This window comes from Pseudomonas anatoliensis, from assembly GCF_017976235.1.
GTDB classification, from domain to species: Bacteria; Pseudomonadota; Gammaproteobacteria; order Pseudomonadales; family Pseudomonadaceae; genus Aquipseudomonas; species Aquipseudomonas anatoliensis.
Genome location: NZ_JACVHC010000004.1, coordinates 202166 through 220502 on the forward strand (window position 1 = coordinate 202166; position 18337 = coordinate 220502).

17 protein-coding genes are annotated in these 18337 nt (G+C 60.0%); 10 read left to right on the top strand and 7 right to left on the bottom strand.

Annotated elements, in window-relative coordinates:
* Positions 1-117: 117 nt before the first annotated feature.
* Positions 118-567: a Spy/CpxP family protein refolding chaperone gene (locus ICA16_RS14505; RefSeq protein WP_047300241.1), complete on the top strand. Its 450-nt coding sequence runs from the start codon at positions 118-120 to the stop codon at positions 565-567.
* Between the two features lie 170 nt (positions 568-737).
* A complete protein-coding gene (locus ICA16_RS14510) occupies positions 738-2078 on the top strand; it encodes a sensor histidine kinase (protein WP_210700867.1) in 1341 nt (446 codons plus the stop codon).
* 113 nt (positions 2079-2191) lie between these two features.
* On the opposite strand, the gene ICA16_RS14515 is transcribed toward ICA16_RS14510, so the two are convergent.
* Complete coding sequence (locus tag ICA16_RS14515; RefSeq protein ID WP_210553716.1) at positions 2192-2758, bottom strand: nitroreductase family protein; 567 nt, start codon at positions 2756-2758, stop codon at positions 2192-2194.
* A gap of 121 nt (positions 2759-2879) precedes the next feature.
* Here ICA16_RS14515 and ICA16_RS14520 point away from each other — a divergent pair, with 121 nt between their 5' ends.
* Positions 2880-4334, top strand: a complete 1455-nt coding sequence (locus ICA16_RS14520) for a TrkH family potassium uptake protein (protein ID WP_150602967.1) — start codon at positions 2880-2882, stop codon at positions 4332-4334.
* Here the strand turns inward: ICA16_RS14520 and ICA16_RS14525 are convergent.
* On the bottom strand, positions 4291-5352 hold the full coding sequence (locus ICA16_RS14525) for an AraC family transcriptional regulator (protein ID WP_210553717.1): 1062 nt from the start codon (positions 5350-5352) through the stop codon (positions 4291-4293). The genes ICA16_RS14520 and ICA16_RS14525 overlap by 44 nt on opposite strands.
* A 164-nt stretch (positions 5353-5516) precedes the next feature.
* Between ICA16_RS14525 and ICA16_RS14530 the strand changes: the two genes are divergently transcribed.
* Together ICA16_RS14530 and ICA16_RS14535 are read left to right on the top strand one after the other, a co-directional pair.
* Positions 5517-5828 (top strand): Mpo1-like protein, encoded by a 312-nt coding sequence (locus tag ICA16_RS14530; protein WP_150618569.1) that lies wholly within the window; start codon positions 5517-5519, stop codon positions 5826-5828.
* A gap of 26 nt (positions 5829-5854) precedes the next feature.
* Entirely contained in the window at positions 5855-6445 is a 591-nt protein-coding gene (locus ICA16_RS14535; protein WP_150618568.1) for an HD domain-containing protein, read from the top strand.
* Positions 6446-6530: 85 nt separating this feature from the next.
* On the opposite strand, the gene ICA16_RS14540 is transcribed toward ICA16_RS14535, so the two are convergent.
* Entirely contained in the window at positions 6531-7346 is an 816-nt protein-coding gene (locus ICA16_RS14540; RefSeq protein ID WP_150602970.1) for a UDP-2,3-diacylglucosamine diphosphatase, read from the bottom strand.
* 135 nt (positions 7347-7481) lie between these two features.
* Here ICA16_RS14540 and ICA16_RS14545 point away from each other — a divergent pair, with 135 nt between their 5' ends.
* Complete coding sequence (locus ICA16_RS14545; RefSeq protein ID WP_210700868.1) at positions 7482-8246, top strand: helix-turn-helix transcriptional regulator; 765 nt, start codon at positions 7482-7484, stop codon at positions 8244-8246.
* Between the two features lie 153 nt (positions 8247-8399).
* Complete coding sequence (locus ICA16_RS14550) at positions 8400-9293, top strand: DMT family transporter (RefSeq protein ID WP_210700869.1); 894 nt, start codon at positions 8400-8402, stop codon at positions 9291-9293.
* Here the strand turns inward: ICA16_RS14550 and ICA16_RS14555 are convergent.
* Entirely contained in the window at positions 9287-9574 is a 288-nt protein-coding gene (locus ICA16_RS14555) for an Rdx family protein (RefSeq protein ID WP_210700870.1), read from the bottom strand. The genes ICA16_RS14550 and ICA16_RS14555 overlap by 7 nt on opposite strands.
* A 71-nt stretch (positions 9575-9645) precedes the next feature.
* On the opposite strand from ICA16_RS14555, the gene ICA16_RS14560 reads away from it, so the two are divergent.
* Entirely contained in the window at positions 9646-11835 is a 2190-nt protein-coding gene (locus tag ICA16_RS14560; protein WP_210700871.1) for a patatin-like phospholipase family protein, read from the top strand.
* Positions 11836-12018: 183 nt separating this feature from the next.
* Here ICA16_RS14560 and ICA16_RS14565 read toward each other — a convergent pair whose 3' ends face one another.
* From ICA16_RS14565 to recQ, 3 genes are all read right to left on the bottom strand, one after another.
* Positions 12019-13809, bottom strand: coding sequence for a motility hub landmark protein FimV (locus ICA16_RS14565; protein WP_210700872.1), 1791 nt, complete (start codon positions 13807-13809; stop codon positions 12019-12021).
* Between the two features lie 127 nt (positions 13810-13936).
* Positions 13937-14371: a MarR family transcriptional regulator gene (locus ICA16_RS14570; RefSeq protein WP_150618563.1), complete on the bottom strand. Its 435-nt coding sequence runs from the start codon at positions 14369-14371 to the stop codon at positions 13937-13939.
* Positions 14372-14690: 319 nt separating this feature from the next.
* On the bottom strand, positions 14691-16820 hold the full coding sequence (recQ, locus tag ICA16_RS14575; protein ID WP_150602976.1) for a DNA helicase RecQ: 2130 nt from the start codon (positions 16818-16820) through the stop codon (positions 14691-14693).
* Positions 16821-17198: 378 nt separating this feature from the next.
* On the opposite strand from recQ, the gene ICA16_RS14580 reads away from it, so the two are divergent.
* Positions 17199-17786 (top strand): UPF0149 family protein, encoded by a 588-nt coding sequence (locus ICA16_RS14580; protein WP_150602977.1) that lies wholly within the window; start codon positions 17199-17201, stop codon positions 17784-17786.
* Positions 17787-17796: 10 nt separating this feature from the next.
* On the top strand, positions 17797-18192 hold the full coding sequence (locus ICA16_RS14585; RefSeq protein WP_210700873.1) for a YbaN family protein: 396 nt from the start codon (positions 17797-17799) through the stop codon (positions 18190-18192).
* Positions 18193-18337: the final 145 nt, after the last annotated feature.

An 18337-nucleotide genomic window follows, 5' to 3' on the forward strand; every position in this document is an offset into this window, starting at 1 on the left:
AGGCTGATGACAAATCGTGTTTACCCAAGCTTTACATAGCGCTGACCGCCGCTGACCTTGATCTGCGTAATCTGAACTCATCCGGAACGTACCGGGAACGAGACAAGGAGATACACCATGCGCAAGACTCTTATCGCTCTGATGTTCGCTGCCGCTCTGCCAACCGTCGCCATGGCCATGCCGCAAGACGGCGGTCCGATGGGTGGCCCGCTCGACGGCCCACGCCACGGCGGTCAGATGCACGGCATGCACGGCAAAGGCCCGTACAGCCAACTCGACCTGTCCCGCGAACAACGCGAGCAGATCCGCAAGATCATGGGCGAGCAGATGCACGAGCGTAAGCAAGTGGTCGACAAGTACCTGGAAAAACTCTCGCCGGCTGACCAGAAAGCCATGAAGGACGAGGTGGCGGCCAATCACAAGAAAGCCGAGGCCGATGTCCGCGCCGTGCTGAAACCGGATCAACAGAAGAAATTCGACGAGATTCAGAAGAAAAAGGCCGAGCGTCGCGCCGAATGGGCTGAGTTCAAGGCGTGGAAAGCGCAACAGCCGCAAAAAGCGCAATAATGTTTTAACCACAGGCCCGACGGCTAACACCGTCGGGCCTGTTCACATCCGCCCCCTGCAGGAGCTGCGGCACGCTGCGATCTTTTGATTCTGCTTTTGAAAAACAAGATCAAAAGATCGCAGCGTGCCGCAGCGCCTACAGGGGTTACGCGTTTGATTGAGGATTTTCTGTGCGGTCACTGTTCTGGCGTATTCTCGCAAGCTTCTGGCTGGCCATTGCTCTGGTTGCCGGGCTGTCCATTCTGTTGGGGCACATGCTCAATCAGGACGCGTGGATCCTCAGTCGCCATCCGGGCCTCAACACCCTCGCGGCTGAGTGGACGCAGAGCTACGAAGCACAAGGCGAAGAAGCCGCTCAGGACATCCTCCAGCAACGCAAACGCCAGTACCACATCGACGTTCAAGTGCTGAACGAAAGCGGGGACCCGGTGGTGCGCGGTACCTTTCCCCGTCGCGCCGCAGCCTTCGAAGCCCGCCAGAACAACGATGACCGACGCCTGCCGTGGCGGCGCCTGACCGATGAGTTCACCAGTGAAAAAACCGGTGACACCTACCTGTTCATCTACCGCATCCCACACCCCGAACTCGACTCCTGGCACCGCGAAAGCCTGCTCTGGCCATTGAGTGCGCTGGGCATTGCGCTGGTGGTACTGACCCTGTTCAGCTTGCTGGTGACTTTCTCCATCACACGTCCGCTCAGCCGTTTGCGCGGCGCGGTGCATGATCTGGGGCAGGCTACTTATCAGCAGAACAGCCTGGCCAAACTGGCCAACCGTCGAGATGAGTTCGGCGTCCTCGCCAACGACTTCAACCGCATGGGTGCGCGCCTGCAAAGCCTGATCGGCAGTCAGCGTCAGTTGTTGCGCGACGTCTCTCATGAACTGCGTTCTCCGCTGGCGCGGCTGCGAATTGCCTTGGCACTGGCAGAACGGGCCAATCCTGAAGAACGCGAAAAACTCTGGCCCCGACTGACCCGCGAGTGCGATCGCCTGGAAGCGCTGATCAGTGAAATTCTGGTGCTCGCACGGGTCGATGCCGACAACGCCAGCGCTGAAGACGTGGATTTGAATACGTTGCTGAGCGCCCTGCAAAAGGATGCGCAGTTGGCATCGCCGGAACAGACCGTACGATTGGATATCGAGCCGCAGTTGAGTCTGAAAGGCTGGCCGACCATGATCGAGCGCGCCGTGGACAACCTGCTACGCAATGCGCAGCGCTTCAATCCGCAGGGTCAGCCGATTGAAATGCAGGCCTCGCGTCAGGGTGAGCGGATTGTGGTCAGTGTGCGCGATCATGGCCCGGGGGTTCAGGCCGAACACCTGAGTCAGTTGGGTGAGCCGTTTTATCGAGCGCCGGGGCAGACGGCGGCGGGTCATGGGCTGGGCCTGGCGATTGCACGGCGTGCGGCGGAGCGGCATGGCGGAAGTCTGGTGCTGGCCAATCATCCTGACGGCGGGTTTGTGGCCAGTCTGGAATTGCCGTTGGTGCCGGGCGCTGTCGTCCAGCCCTGATTAAAACCTGTAGGAGTGAGCCTGCTCGCGATTGCGGTGTGTCAGCCCGTACAAAAGGTGACTGAAACAGCGCGATCGCGAGCAGGCTCACTCCTACAGATGATCGGGGTGTGTCAGGAACTGGCAGGCCAAGCGCTGACAAACTCGGCCAGATCAACCTTCTCCGCCACCCGCGGCTCTTTCTGCGGTGTGCCGAGGTACAGGAACGCAATCACCTCCTCGCCCTCTACCAACCCCAAGCCTTTCGCTACATGCTGCGAATACGCCAGATCCCCGGTGCGCCAGACTGCACCAATCCCCTGCGCATACGCCGCCAGCAAAATCCCGTGAGCCGCACACCCGGCTGCCAGCAACTGCTCGGCCTTCGGGTACTTGACGTGTTCCTGCAGTTTGGCGATCACCACAACCACCAGCGGCGCACGCAGCGGGCCGTTGCGCGCCTTGTCGATCATGGCTTCGGTGATTTCGCCTTCCTGCTTTTGCGCAGCTTCAGCCAACAGTTCGCCCATCTGCTCGCGCGCAGCGCCTTCGACGGTCAAAAAGCGATACGGCTGCAAGTGCCCGTGATCCGGCGCACGTAACGCGGCGGCAAACAGGGCTTCGCGCTGCTGCGCGGTGGGGGCCGGTTCGACCAGTCGTGGAACGGAAACACGGTTGAGCAAAGCGTCGAGAGCCTGCATCGGCCACCTCCTGAAAAAAATATGCGGCTATTCTAGCGGTATCTGCCAAAAGGATGCCGGTTTACATGCCCTGCCCCACGGGTAGAATGGCGCCCTTCCCCTATCAGCCCGAGCAGACTTCATGGCGTTGCCGACCTTACGGATCATTGGTTTCATCATCGGCATCTTCCTGATCACTCTGGCAATTGCCATGGTCGTGCCGATGGCCACCCTGGTGATTTTCGACCGCACCGGCGATCTGCCGTCGTTCCTCTGGGCGAGCATGATCACCTTCGTTGCCGGCCTCGCACTGGTGATTCCGGGTCGTCCGGAACACATTCACCTGCGCCCGCGTGACATGTACCTGCTGACCGTCAGCAGTTGGCTGGTGGTGTGTATTTTTGCCGCGCTGCCGTTCCTGCTGACTCAGCACATCAGCTACACCGACTCGTTTTTTGAAAGCATGTCCGGCATTACCGCGACCGGCGCTACCGTGCTTAACGGCCTCGACAACATGTCCCCCGGGATTCTGATGTGGCGTTCGCTGCTGCACTGGATTGGCGGCATCGGCTTTATCGGCATGGCCGTCGCGATTCTGCCGCTGCTGCGAATTGGTGGCATGCGCCTGTTCCAGACCGAATCGTCGGATCGCTCGGAAAAGGTCATGCCCCGCTCGCACATGGTGGCGCGGCTGATCGTGGGGGCGTATGTCGGCATCACCATCCTCGGCAGCCTGGCGTTCTGGTGGGCCGGGATGAGCCTGTTCGACGCTATCAATCATGCGATGTCGGCTATTTCCACGGGTGGATTCTCGACCTCCGACCAATCCCTGGCCAAGTGGACGCAACCGGCGGTGCACTGGGTGGCGATCGTCATCATGATTCTCGGCAGCCTGCCGTTCACCCTGTACGTGGCGACGATGCGCGGCAATCGCCAAGCGTTGATCAAGGATCAGCAGGTGCAGGGCATGCTGGCGATGTTGCTGGTGACCTGGCTGGTGCTCGGCACCTGGTACTGGTGGACGACCCAACTGCATTGGCTGGATGCGCTGCGCCATGTGGCGCTGAACGTGACGTCAGTGCTGACCACCACCGGTTTTGCCCTCGGCGACTACAGCCTGTGGGGCAACTTCTCGTTGATGTTGTTCTTCTATCTGGGTTTTGTCGGCGGCTGCTCCGGGTCGACGGCGGGCGGGATCAAGATCTTCCGCTTCCAGGTCGCCTACATCCTGCTCAAGGCCAACCTTAATCAGCTGATCCATCCCCGTGCGGTGATCAAGCAGAAGTACAACGGTCACCGGCTCGACGAAGAGATCGTGCGTTCGATTCTGACGTTTTCGTTCTTCTTCGCCATCACCATCTGCGTGATCGCCCTGCTCCTGTCGCTGCTGGGCGTGGACTGGATGACCGCGCTGACCGGCGCCGCCAGCACCGTGTCTGGCGTTGGCCCCGGCCTTGGCGAGACCATTGGCCCGGCGGGCAACTTCGCCACCCTGCCGGATGCCGCGAAGTGGATCCTGTCGGCCGGCATGCTGCTCGGCCGACTGGAAATCATTACGGTGTTTGTACTGTGTATACCGGCCTTTTGGCGTCACTGACGGCGTTGGGCGCCTTGGCCAACCGCGCCCGGTAATCACCGGGCGTGCTGTCGAACCAGCGACGGAAGGCACGAAAGAAGTTGCTCGGATCGGCAAAGCCCAACAGATAGGCGATTTCCAGCAGGGTCATGCTCGGCTGCGCCAGGTACTGTTCGGCCAGTTCGCGGCGGGTGTCATCGAGCAACTGCTGAAAACTCGTGCCCTCCTCCTGCAGCCTTCGTTGCAGCGTGCGTTGCGACAGGTGCAGAGTCTGCGCCACCGTATCGCGCTTGGGCTCACCCTGAGGCAATAACCGACACAGCACCTGCCGCGCCTTGTGGGTCACGCGGCTTTCGGAAAACCGCGCCAGGTACTCTCCCGCAAAGCGATCGTGCAGCAGCGCCATGGCCTCGTTGGCGGTGGGCAGCGGCGCCTCCATGTCAGCGCGTTCGAAGATCAGCGCATCGTAAGGCGCGCTGAACACCAGCGGCGCATGGAAAGCGTGTTTGTAGGGTTGCAGATCAGCCGGCTCATCGCCCTGCAGCAACACTTTGACCGGATGCAGCGTGCGCCCGCTCAGCCAGCCGCACAGGGCGAGCGCGCAGGCCAGCGACGCTTCGGCGCTTTGCCGGGTGGGCGGCAGGTGATCGCCGTGCACCGTCAGAATCAGCGCGTAGCCTTCATCCAGCAGACGAAAACTCAGGTCGGCGCTTTCGGCGATGATTCGCTGATAACGCACCAGCCGTTGAAAGCCTTCAACCAGGGTATTACTGGACATCAGCGCGTACCCGGCGACATGAAACGAGGCCGGGCGCACCACTTTGCCCATGTTCAGACCGATGGCCGGATTGCCGGATACCTCCACCGCCCGTTGCCAGAGCCGGGTCATGGAGTCTTGCGGGAAACGCGCATCCGGATCATCCAGAGCCGAGTAATCAAGCCCCAGTTGCTTGAACAGAACCCGGCAATCCAGGCCGTCCATCTCCAATGCTTTGACAATCCCCATCGCCCAGCTTGCAGAAGTCGTTCGTTCGCTCATGGTGTTTTTCTTTTACATGAGGGGCCGCATGCTACGGCCTGATTTGCGAAGGATACTAAAGTGGCGCCGATTGTCACTGGCCCACACCAATGTTCACTCTAGACTCAAATAAGCTACCCGCAGCACAACTCGTCGCCAGAACAATAACCACAGAGAACGCAGTCGTGGAAAACATCAAACAATTCAACAGCTTCGCTGAGTTCTATCCGTATTACCTCAGCGAACACAGCAACAGCACCTGCCGTCGCCTGCATTTCATTGGCACGACCCTGGTTATTTTCATTCTCGCGCTGACCATCGCCAAAGGCGCGTGGCTGCTGTTGTTGGCCCTGCCGCTGGCGGGTTACAGCTTCGCGTGGGCGGGGCATTTCTTCTTTGAAAAGAACCGACCGGCGACGTTCCAGCATCCGCTCTACAGCCTGCTCGGCGACTTCGTCATGTACCGCGACATGATTCTGGGTCGCGTGGCGTTCTGAAAAACAAGCAACAACGAGGATTGCCAATGAACGCCAGTGCCCGCTTCACCCATATGCAGGATGGCACCCAGGAAGACTGGGCGATTATCGCCGCAGACTTCAGCGCCTACGCCAAACAGTTGCCAGCACGCATTACCACCCACCTGAAATTACTCGAAGGTGATTTCGGCGGTTTCCCGGTGGATCGCCTGACCCACTCGCTGCAAACCGCCACCCGCGCCTTTCGCGATGGCCGTGACGAGGAATATGTGGTTTGCGCCCTGCTGCACGATATTGGCGATACGTTAGGCTCGTACAACCATCCGGACATTGCGGCGGCGATTCTCAAGCCGTTCGTCAGTGCCGAGAACCTGTGGATGGTCGAGAAACACGGGGTGTTTCAGGGTTACTACTTCTTTCATCATCTGGGCATGGATCGGCATCTGCGCGAGCAGTTCAAGGAGCACCCGCAGTTTCAGGCGACCGCCGAGTTTTGCGCCAAATACGATGCGGCGGCGTTTGATCCGGAGTACGACACGCTGCCGTTGAGCTTCTTTGAGCCGATGATGGAGCGTTTGTTTGCCCAGCCGAAGAATTCGATCTACAAGGCGGCGATGGAAGAACACACCACGGCCTAAGATCAAAAGATCGCAGCCTTCGGCAGCTCCTACATTGGAATGTGTCCCCCTGTAGGAGCTGCCGAAGGCTGCGATCTTTTGCTTTTCAGGCGAGTTCGGCAACTTTGGCAGCTTTGAGCTGCGCCTCCCGCGCCTGCGCATCCGCCAGTCGATACAATTCGATCGTGCCGTCCCAATGCTCGATCAGCGCCGTGCACGACTCCACCCAATCGCCGCAGTTAAGGTAATCCACCTCGCCGACCTTGCGAATTTCGGCATGGTGAATGTGCCCGCACACCACACCGTGCAACTCGCGCTTCACACATTCATGGGCAATGGCTTCTTCAAAATCACTGATAAAGCTCACCGCCGTCTTCACCTTGTGCTTCAGGTACGCCGACAACGACCAGTAACCGTAGCCATATCGCGCGCGCCAGTGGTTCAACCAGCGATTGAGCGTCAGGGTAATTTCGTAGGCCGAGTCGCCGAGGAAGGCCAGCCAGCGGTGATAGCGGGTGATCACATCAAACTGGTCACCGTGTATCACCAGCAAATGGCGACCGTCCGCCGTGACGTGCACGGCCTCGTCGACCAACTGGATATTGCCCAGAATCAGCTTCGAGTAACGCCGCAGGAATTCATCGTGATTGCCGGTGACGTAGATCACCTCGGTGCCGCGCTTGCTCATGGTCAGCAAGCGGCGGATCACGTTGGTGTGTGCCTGCGGCCAGTACATGCCGCCGCGCAGTTTCCAGCCGTCGATGATGTCGCCGACCAGATAAACCTTGTCGGCGTGATAGCCCTTGAGAAATTGCGACAGATGCTCGGCCTGGCAATCCCGCGTGCCCAGGTGCACGTCGGAAATCCACAAGGTTCGCACCCGTTGTTTGCGGCTGGGTCTGGCGAGCTCGGCGCTGGTCATGGGCAACCCTCTGCGATGTTTTCGCAAGAGTGCACCGGGCGGGTTAATCGACCATGACAGGCGCGAGTCAGTCCTGTGACAACGTACTCAGGGGGCGTCGGTGTAGACTGTCGGTCACTTCGGAGACGACCTGCCATGCGACCGATCCTCACCCTGCGTCATTACACTCACGACCTGATCGTCCACAGCCACGACCATGCGCAACTGGTGTTCGGCTTGTCCGGTGCGCTGGATTTCGAGGTCGAGGGCTGTGGCAGTCAGGTGCGTCAGCAGAGTTTCGTGGTGATTCCATCCGGCGCTCATCACGCTTGCGGCAGTCCGCAAGGCAGCCATTGTCTGGTACTGGATATCCCCGACGGACAATGGCTGACGGACTCACTCGGAGCCCATGCCGAGGCCAGCCGTCGTTTGCTCGACAACCCTGCGCGCCTGTCGCTGAATTCCGGGCAAAGCCAGTTGGTCAGTTGGCTGGCGAACAACCCGGTCAGCGATCCGCTGATTGCACAGCAAGGCGCGGTGTTGCTGCTGGCCAGCCTCAATCATGCGCAACCTGCCGAACTCGTCGCCCGGCGCCTCCCTTACGCGGCGCTGGATGCGCACATCGAGCAAAACGCCGCTTATCCGCTTCAAGTCGCCGATCTGGCGCGGGTCGCCGGGTTGTCCAGTGCGCGTCTGCATGCACGTTTCATGGCCGAATGCGGGCAGACCCCGATGGATTACATCCGCAGTCGGCGGCTGCACAAGGCCGTGGCGTTGCTGCGTGAGACCGCGTTGCCGATTGGCGAAATCGCCAGTCGGGTCGGCTACAGCTCGCAAAGCGCATTTGCGGCCGCGGTGCTGCGCGAATTTGGCGCATCGCCGGGCCAGTTGCGGCGCGAGGCTGGCGACAAAGGACGATAGTTTGCCGACAGATTTATTGGCTTCTACACGTTTCAATATGTAGGAGCTGCCGAAGGCTGCGATCTTTTGATCTTGATCGGAAAAACAAAATCAACAGATCGCAGCCTTCGGCAGCTCCTACATTGAGACTGGGTTTGAAATAGAAGGATTGCGATGACTCCGCGTACCGCCCTCGGCGCCCTGCATATTGGCGCTTTGATGTTCGGCCTGACCGGCGTGTTCGGCAAACTCGCCGCCGCGTCCCCTGCCGTGATTGTGTTTGGACGTGCCGCTTTCGCCGTCATCGCGCTGGCATTTTTTGCCCGATTCGCCAGCCAGCACGGCTGGCAGAAAATTCAGGCCGTGGACTGGCGGCGTCTCGTGCTCAGCGGTGTATTGCTGGCCGGGCACTGGGTGAGTTTTTTCATTTCGGTGAAGGTCGCAGGTGTAGCCATCGCGACGCTTGGCTTTGCCAGTTTCCCCGCGTTCACGGTGATTCTCGAAGGGCTGATCTTTCGCGAGCGCATCCGCGCCAATGAGATTCTGCTGGTGGTGCTGGTGAGCGTCGGTCTGGTGCTGGTCACCCCCGCGTTCGACCTCGGTAGCGGCGCGACCATAGGCTTGCTGTGGTCGGTGTTGTCCGGGCTGCTGTTTTCCCTGTTGTCGCTGACCAATCGCGCCAGCTCCGGGCGAATCCCGGCGGTGCAGGCAGCGCTCTGTCAAAACGTCGTGGTGGCTTTGTGTCTGCTGCCGGTGGCGGCGCCGCAACTGAGCGAAGTGCGCGCGCTGGACTGGTTGTGGATCGCCCTGCTCGGCGTGTTCTGCACCGGCGTCGCGCACAGTCTGTTCGTTGCCAGTCTGGCAGTGATCAAGGCACGCACCGCCGCTGTGGTGTTCGCCATGGAACCGGTTTACGGCATCACGATCGCCTGGCTGCTCTTCGATGAGAACCCGACGTTACGCATGCTGCTCGGCGGTGCGCTGATCATCGTCGCCATCGTGGTGTCTGCGCGAATGTCAGGCAATGCCGACAAAAAAACCGTCGCCGCCGAAGCCGCGTCTCACTGAGGGCGGTCGTTATGACCGAGGTCGCGGTCAGGATCGATCTGATCGCGCACCCGCTGCTTCAACACCTTGGCTTCCGGAAAGCCGCCATCAGCCTTGCGCTCCCAGATCTGTACGCCATCACACGTGATGTGAAACACCCCGCCGGTGCCCGGTACCAGTGACACTTTGCCGAGGTCGTCGCCGAAGGTGCTGAGCAGCTCCTGCGCCAGCCACGCAGCGCGCAGCAGCCACTGGCATTGGGTGCAATAGGTGATGACAACTTCTGCTTTTGCGACAGTCATGTTCAATGAAACTCCTGAGACAGAGGGCGCCGCTATAATACTCGGCTTTATCGCTTGCCCCGAGACTCACAATGCGCCGTCTGCTGTTCTGCCTGCTGCTTGGTTTTCTTCCATTGTTCGTGATTGCCAGCGAAGCGCCGCGACCGAAAGTCGGCCTCGTGCTGTCCGGCGGCGCTGCTCGTGGACTGGCGCACATCGGCGTGCTCAAGGCGCTGGAAGAGCAAGGCGTCAAGATCGATGCGATTGCCGGCACCAGCATGGGCGCGGTGGTCGGCGGCCTGTATGCGTCGGGCTACAAGATTGATGAACTGGAAAAACTCGCCCTTGGCATCGACTGGCAGCAGGCGCTGTCCGATGCGCCGCCCCGGGAAGACGTGCCGTTTCGGCGCAAACAGGATGACCGCGACTTTCTGGTGAAACAGAAACTCAGCTTTCGCGACGACGGCAGCCTCGGCCTGCCATTGGGCGTGATTCAGGGGCAGAATCTGGCACTGCTGCTGGAAAGCTTGCTGGCTCACACCAGCGACACGCGAGACTTCGACAAGCTGCCGATCCCCTTCCGCGCTGTGGCCACCGACATCGCCAACGGCGAAAAAGTGGTGTTTCGCAAGGGCCATCTGCCCCAGGTAATTCGCGCCAGCATGTCGATCCCGGCGGTGTTCGCGCCGGTCGAACTCGACGGCCGCCTGTTGGTGGACGGCGGCATGACCGACAACATTCCGCTCGATGTCGCGCGGCAAATGGGTGTCGACATCGCCATCGTGGTCGACATCGGTACGCCGCTACGCAGCCGTAAGCAACTGAACACCGTGGTCGATGTGCTGAACCAGTCGATCACCCTGATGACCCGGCGCAACTCGGAAGAACAACTGGCCGCGCTGAAACCGACGGACGTATTGATCCAGCCGGCGCTGGCAAGCTTCGGCGTGACTGATTTCGGCCGCGCCCAGGAAATGATCGATGCGGGTTATCGCGCAACCCGAATCCTTGATGCGCGCCTCGCCAGTCTCAAGCCAGCCGAGTCCCAGGACGCCGAACTCAATGCCGCTCGCGCGCCGGGGCAACGCACGCCGATCATCACCGCGATCAAGGTCGAGAACGATTCGAAAGTCGACGACGACGTGATCCGCTACTACATTCGCCAACACATCGGCGAGCCGCTGGATCTGGGTCGATTGCATTCGGACATGGGCACCTTGTACGGCCTCGACTACTTCGAACAGGTGCAGTACCGCGTGGCGCACAAGGGGCAGGATCACACCCTGGTCATCAGTGCCCGCGGCAAACGCAGTGGCACCGATTACCTGAGGGTCGGCCTGAACCTGTCAGACGACATGCGCGGCAGCAGCGCTTTCAACCTCGGTGCCAGTTACCGCAAAAACGGCATCAATCGTCTCGGCGCGGAATGGCTGACGCGGGTGCAGATTGGTGACAAGCAGGAACTGTACAGCGAGTTCTATCAGCCGCTGGACGTTGGCTCGCGTTACTTCATCGCGCCGTCGGTGGTGTTCGAGGCGCAAAACGTCGATGCGGTGCTCGACAATGATCCGGTCGCCCAGTACCGCGTCGAGCGTTACGGCATGGCCCTGAATGTCGGCCGGCAAATCGGCAATAACGGCGAAGTGCGCTTCGGCGTCGGTGAGGCCTGGGGCAAGGCCGATGTGCGCATTGGCGACCAGGATCTGCCCAGCGAGAATTTCAACGAGGGCTTCTATTCGCTGAAGTATTCCTACGATTCACTGGACAACGTCTACTACCCCCATGAGGGCAAGGACGTCAGCCTGACATTCCTGCAATTCGACCCAAGCCTGGGCTCGGATACGCGTTATCGGCAGTGGGAGTTCAAATTCGATAAAGCCATGAGCCGCGGACCGGACACATTGATTCTGGGCGGTCGCTATGGCCGTACCCTCGACGACACCAATGTGGTGACGTCGAGCTTCCTGCTCGGTGGCGCGCGGCAGCTGTCGGGGTTCCGCGAGGATGCTATTTCCGGGCAGAACATCAGTCTGATGCGGGCGGTGTATTACCGCAGACTGACACCGCGCTCGTATCTGCCGCTGGACTTCCCGCTGTACGCCGGCGGATCGCTGGAACGTGGGCGAGCGTGGAACAACGACAACGAGTTCGACAGTGGTTACATCAATGCGGCGAGTGTATTTATCGGCTTCGATACGCCGCTGGGGCCGTTGAATTTCAGTTACGGGCTCAATGATGCGAATGAGCAGGCGGTGTATTTGAATCTGGGGCAGACGTTTTGATCAAGATTGAGGATGGACGTTGCCTGGACTATTGCCATCGCGGGCAAGCCCGCTCCCACAGGTTTCAGCGTTGCTGACAAAACCCTGTAGGAGCTGTCGAGTGAAACGAGGCTGCGATCTTTTGATCCTGCTTTTTACAATCAAGATCAAAAGATCGCAGCCTGCGGCAGCTCCTACAAGGGATCAGCGGATCCCTGCCAGAAGGGTCCGCGCGGTTTGCTTTAATGGCTCATCCCCGTCCTTGAGCAACTCATTGAGCAACGCAATCGCGCTGTCGATGTCTCCGTCATCGATGCAGGTCTGCGCCTGTTCGAGCTTCCCCGCCCCCGCCTCGTCTGGCGCTGGCATCTGTAAATCCAACGGCTCCAACGCCAGCGACGGCAGCGGATCGGTGAATGCTTCAAGGAAGTCATCGTCCAGCGGCTGCGCCTCGGGCTCCGGAATCCATTCAAGCTCCGCGTCTTCACTGGCCGCGGTCTCCGGCAGGTCAAAGTCCTGCGGCAACACTTCCAAACTGGAAGAGAAGCTGGAGTCGTCTGTTGCGGACTGAGCCTGTGCCGGACGGCTATCTTCCAGATCCCAACTGGAGTCCATCGACAACGCATCCAGATTCAACTCGAAATTGTCCTCGGGCAACGCGGGGGCGGTGACGATGACCGGAGCAATGCCTATCGCCGCTGATGAAACTGCCGCCAACGGCGCGGTGCCCAACAGCTTCGGATGCCGAGCGCGGATATCCTGCAAGGCTTGTGCACCAACCCCCTGCTCACGCAAATGACTTTCCTGCTGCTCGAACGCGGCACTATCGCCCTGACGCCCTAGCACTTCGAGTAGCTGCAAACCAAGATCAGTGCGCTCCGGCTCTTTGTGCAGCGCATCGCGCAACAGTCCGGCGGCTTCGCCGAGGCGCCCATAGGCCAGGTAAATCGCCACGGCTTCCAGCACATCACCCGCCGCTGGCTCTTCACGGTGATCGGCGGAGGCCTGCGTCCTGACCGGTTCGGCCGATTCTTGTGAGGAATCGGTTTCGTCCACATCGGGCTCATTGCGCAACGGTAACAACGGCATCGGTGCATCGCCCTGCTGCTGTTGCAGGCGTCGACGGTGCACGAGCAACCCGGCCAATGCCCCCAGCAACACCAAGCCACCGAGCAATGGCCAATTCCAACCGTCCTCTGCGGACTCGATTGGCGCAGCGGCAGTTATCGGTGTTGGCGCCGGTGTCGCTGCGGGCGCGGGCGGTGCCTTTTGCTGCTCGATCAAGCGTGTTTGCAGATCACTGACCTGCTTCCTGCCGTCGGCAATCTGCACATCCTGCGCCTGCAGTCTGGCGTTCAGCTCATCAAGGGACTTTTGCAACTGCTGGTTCTGCAACACGCTGGCGGCCAGTTGTTCGGCCAGTGCATCGTTGGATGGCGTCGATGCAGTTTGAGGCGCGGCAGGCATGACGCGTTTGCCCTGTGCTGCCTGTGGTGGCGCGCTCACGGGTTCGACGGTGGGGAATGCAGAGGATTGCGCGCGCGGGTCTGGCTCATCGGTAGCCGGGACGATACCCGGTGAGCCCGGCGGATCGATCAGCACCGTGTATTCGCGCAGCAAGCGGCCATTGGGCTGATTGAGCTGCACCAGAAAATTCAGAAAAGGTTCGTTGACCGGTTTGCTGGAGGTCACCCGGATCATCTGGCGATTGCCATGCAGGATCGGCGTGAACTTGAGGTCGTTGAGGAAAAACACCCGCTCGACCCCGGCACGGCCAAACTCTTCAGCCGTGGCCAGGCTCACCGACAGATCGTTCTGCGTCAGCGTGCCGACATCGAGCAGAGCGATATCGGCCTTGAGCGGTTGATTGAGGGCTGAGTGAACCGAGATCTCGCCCAGCCCCAAAGCCATCGACAAGGTCGAATAGCCGAATGCGCCAGCCACCAATAATCCCTTGGCGTAAACGCGCAGTACCATGTGCCAACTTGCGAGCATGAGCATCCCTTAAATAAGCAAAACCGACTTCTATGCGTTCGCACATCCGGTACGAACACGATATTGCCTAGTAGTTCTTATAGTCTGCTCAGTGCGATCTCTCAAAAAACTGGTGCGCGGTTATGCCTCAAGATTTTTCCAGGTTGGCCAGAATGTGCCCGTGAACACGCATGCACACCTTTAAATCCGCCTCGTCGACACCGTCGAACAATTCGTGGCGCAGTTTGGTAGCAATGGTTTCGATTTGTTCGATCAGCGGCAGAGCCGGTGCACAAAGGACAATTTTTTTCGCCCGGCGGTCTTCCATCACGGATTGGCGTTGCACCAGCCCCTGACTTTCCAGACTATCAAGCAAGCGGGCGAGGGTCGGGCCTTCGACACCAACGCTTCGCGCCAGCTCACTCTGAGTCGGAGCTTCTGCGAAACGCGCCAGATGCAGCAGCACCAGCCAGCGTGCCTGGGACAGGTCTAGGCCGGCCAGACGCCGGTCCAGCTCGGCACGCCAGCCGCGGGACATCTGGGCCAACTGCATGCCAAAGCGGTGTTGATCGGTTAACGGCATAAAACACTCGTGGTTAGACTGATGTAATAGAGAAAAACTAATTATTAGTCAGCTAAGCATGAGCTGCAGCTATAGGCAAGTGTCGCTCTGTACTGAATCGTTACATCTTGAAAAGCCCCTCACCCTAACCCTCTCCCAAAGGGAGAGGGGACTGATTGGGGGATGCTGGAGAATTTCGTCGACCTGAAAGGGCTTTACTGAATCCGTAATCGACTCAGGCTTTCAGGTCGATGTCGGACGCAAGACACCTCGGTCGGCTCCCTCTCCCTCTGGGAGAGGGCTGGGCGGGCGGCGTTCCGATGAGGGGCTCGGGCCCGAATTACATTTCAAACTCGGATTGCAGCGCGGCCCGCACGCAATACAGCACGCCTTCCGGAACACGACCGGCGAACAGTTCGGCGATTTCGGCGACCGGCGGCAATTCGCCTTCGCCGTCGAGGAATGCGTCCTGCACCTCGCCCATCAGCTCTTCAGGCAAGTCCAGGGCCTGCTCCAGCGACAACTGCTGCTTGCCGATCGCCTCGGCGAGCATGCTGTAGACGTTCTTTTCCGAGCACTGCAACTGCCCGGCAATCTGCATCGGGGTCATGCCGGCGCGGGCCAGGGTGATGAGCTCGTGCCGCACATCGGCCACCACTTTCGGTGCCTCGACCTCGCCGCCGAGCACTTCGAGGAAAGCATCGCCGTAGCGCTCCAGCTTGCGCGCACCAACGCCGCTGACCCGGGCCATTTCCGCCAGCGAGGTTGGCTGGCTGCGCAGCATCTCCAGCAGTGTCGAATCCGGGAAGATGACATACGGCGGCACGCCGTGTTCTTCGGCCAGTTTGCGCCGCAACGCACGCAGGGCTTCCCACTGCTCGCGCTCCTCGCCGCGCACCAGCTGGCTGGCCTGGCTCTTGCTGCCGCTCTTGGCGGTGACTTGCGGTTTGAGATCGCGGCGCAGTTCCAGGGTCACTTCGCCCTTGAGCAGTGGTCGGCAGGAGTCGCTCAAACGCAAGCCGCCATAACCTTCGTGGTCGACGTCGGCCAGCCCACGCGCAACCAATTGACGGAACAGCGAGCGCCATTCACTTTCGCTCAGTGCCTTGCCTACGCCGTACACCGACAGATGCTGATGACCGAAACTGCGAACCTTTTCGTTGTCCTTGCCCAGCAGCACATCGACCAGATGGCCGACGCCATAACGCTGACCGGTGCGAAAGATCGCCGACAACGCCTGACGTGCAGGCTCGGTAGCGTCCCAGGTCTGCACGCCGTCGACGCAGTTGTCGCAATGGCCACAAGGTTCGGCCATCTGCTCGTCGAAATACGCCAGCAGCGTCTGACGACGGCAACGGGTCTCTTCGCACAGCGAGAGCATGGCGTCGAGCTTGTGTTGCTCCAGACGCTTGTGGCGCTCGTCGCCTTCAGAGTTTTGCAGCATCTGCTTGAGCATCACCACGTCTTGCAGACCGTAGGCCATCCACGCATCCGCCGGCAGACCGTCACGACCACCGCGCCCGGTTTCCTGGTAATACGCTTCGAGGGATTTCGGCAGATCGAGGTGGGCAACAAAACGCACGTTGGGCTTGTCGATGCCCATGCCGAACGCCACGGTGGCGACCATGATCAGGCCTTCCTCGTTGAGGAAACGCTTTTGGTTGAAGGCGCGCAGCTCGTTGGGCAGACCGGCGTGATACGGCAGCGCCGGGAAGCCTTGATCGCTCAGGAATGTCGCAACTTCTTCAACCTTCTTGCGCGACAGGCAATAGACAATGCCGGCATCGCTGCGTCGCTCGGCAAGAAACGCCAGCAACTGCTTGCGCGGCTGTTCCTTGGGCACGATGCGATAAAAAATGTTCGGTCGGTCGAAGCTCGACAGGAAGCGCTCGGCGTTCTGCAGATGCAGGCGTTCGACGATTTCTTCGCGGGTACGTTTGTCGGCGGTGGCGGTCAGCGCGATGCGCGGCACAGTCGGGAACAACTCGGCCAGTTGCCCGAGCTGCAGATACTCGCGACGGAAGTCATGACCCCACTGCGATACGCAGTGCGCTTCGTCGATGGCGAACAGCGCTATGTCGAGACTTTGCAGAAAGGACAGCATGCGCGGTTGCACCAGACGCTCGGGCGCCAGATAGAGCATCTTCACTTCGCCGCGCTTGATCCGCGTTGCCAGATCACGCTGCTGTTCGGCACTCAACGTAGAGTTCAGCGCGGCGGCCGCCACGCCCAGCTCTTCGAGGGTGGCGACCTGATCGTCCATCAAGGCGATCAACGGCGAAACCACCACCGCCAGGCCTTCGCGCAGCAGCGCCGGGACCTGGAAGCACAGGGATTTGCCGCCACCGGTAGGCATCAATACCAGCGCGTCACCGCCACTGGCCACGCGCTCAATGATTGCACCCTGGCGGCCACGGAAACTGTCGTAGCCGAAGATGTCCTTGAGGACGCGTTGTGCCTGTTCGAGCATAAAAACTCCAAAAATCTACCGATACATCCCTGCTCAGGCTGGTTCAGAACCGCCAAGGCCGCTTAAACAAAACGTAAGAACGCATTGCACGACAACCGCAGTGCGGGCAGGGATCGCAAAACGCGGCAGTATACCCGAGCCCTCCCCTGCACAGGGCGACACCCGTCGACAGTTTCTTTGCGCCCTTGTAGGAGCTGCCGAAGGCTCGGGCCGCGATCGGACAATCTTTTGATTCTGTTTTTAAAGACAAGATCAAAAGATCGCAGCCTTTGGCAGCTCCTACACGGGGTCAGCCCTGTAAAAATGCCATGCGGCTGGCTTGAGCACGCAAGAAGGCCTAGAATTCCCGCATTATTGATTCCCCAAGGTAGCAACGTAATGTCCTTCGCTGAGCAACTGACCCGCCTGCAAGTCTTCCTCGACGCCGACGAGCTGCACGACGAGGCGCTGGATTACGTGGCCGCCCACGGTTACCTGACCGCGTTGTCGATCTGCTCCGAAGACGTCCCGGAGCGTGAATGGATCGACGCCCTGTTCGCTGAAGAGCCGCGTTACAGCGACGAAGCTCAGCGTGCCGAGATCGAAGCCACCCTGATCGGCCTCAAGGCGCACATCGCCCGTCAACTGGCGTCCGACGAAGAGTTCGAACTGCCGTGCGAGCTGGATCTGGGCGAAGATCCGGACGATTCGGAATTGCGCGGCTGGTGCATCGGCTTCATGGAAGGCGTGTTCCTGCGTGAAGCCGCCTGGTTCGAAACTGCCGAAGAAGAAGTCAGCGAAATGCTCCTGCCGATCATGGTCGGTTCGGGCCTGTTCGACGAGCAGCCTGAGTTCGAAGACATCGCCAGTGACGCCAATCTGATGGACGACATGATCGTGCAGATCCCGGAAGCCCTGACAGCTCTGTACCTGCTGTGCCAGGCGCCAGACGAAAAACCGGCGATCCTCAAGCCACGTCACCACTAAGATTCAGCCTATGGACAACCCCATAGGCAACCGCCCCCTGATGTTGCGCTACTGCCTGCTGGCCATCGGCTGGCTCAGCGTGGCATTGGGGGTGATCGGGATTTTTCTCCCCGTTTTGCCCACCACTCCCTTCCTGCTACTCGCGGCCGCGTGTTTCGCCCGCAGTTCTCCGCGTTTCTATCGTTGGCTGGTCGAGCATCCCCGGCTCGGGCCATGGATTCGCGATTATCTCGATGGCAACGGCATTCCACTCAAGGGCAAGGTCTACGCGATCGGGCTGATGTGGGCGAGCATTCTGTTCTCTTGCTATCTGGTGCCACTCCCATGGGCGCGAGGGTTCATGTTGACCAGCGCAGTGCTTGTCACGGTCTACATTTTGCGGCAAAAAACTCTGCGCAAGCGTTGAGTCACTCTCCAACAATCCCCGCAAGCGCCCCGCCACTCATCGGAAATCATCACGCGTCTGTCAGATCTGACAGGTGTGCAACTCTCCACGCAAAGGTCTAATCAATCAAACCGCCCCACCGACAACCGACACCGCTCTGAAGGAG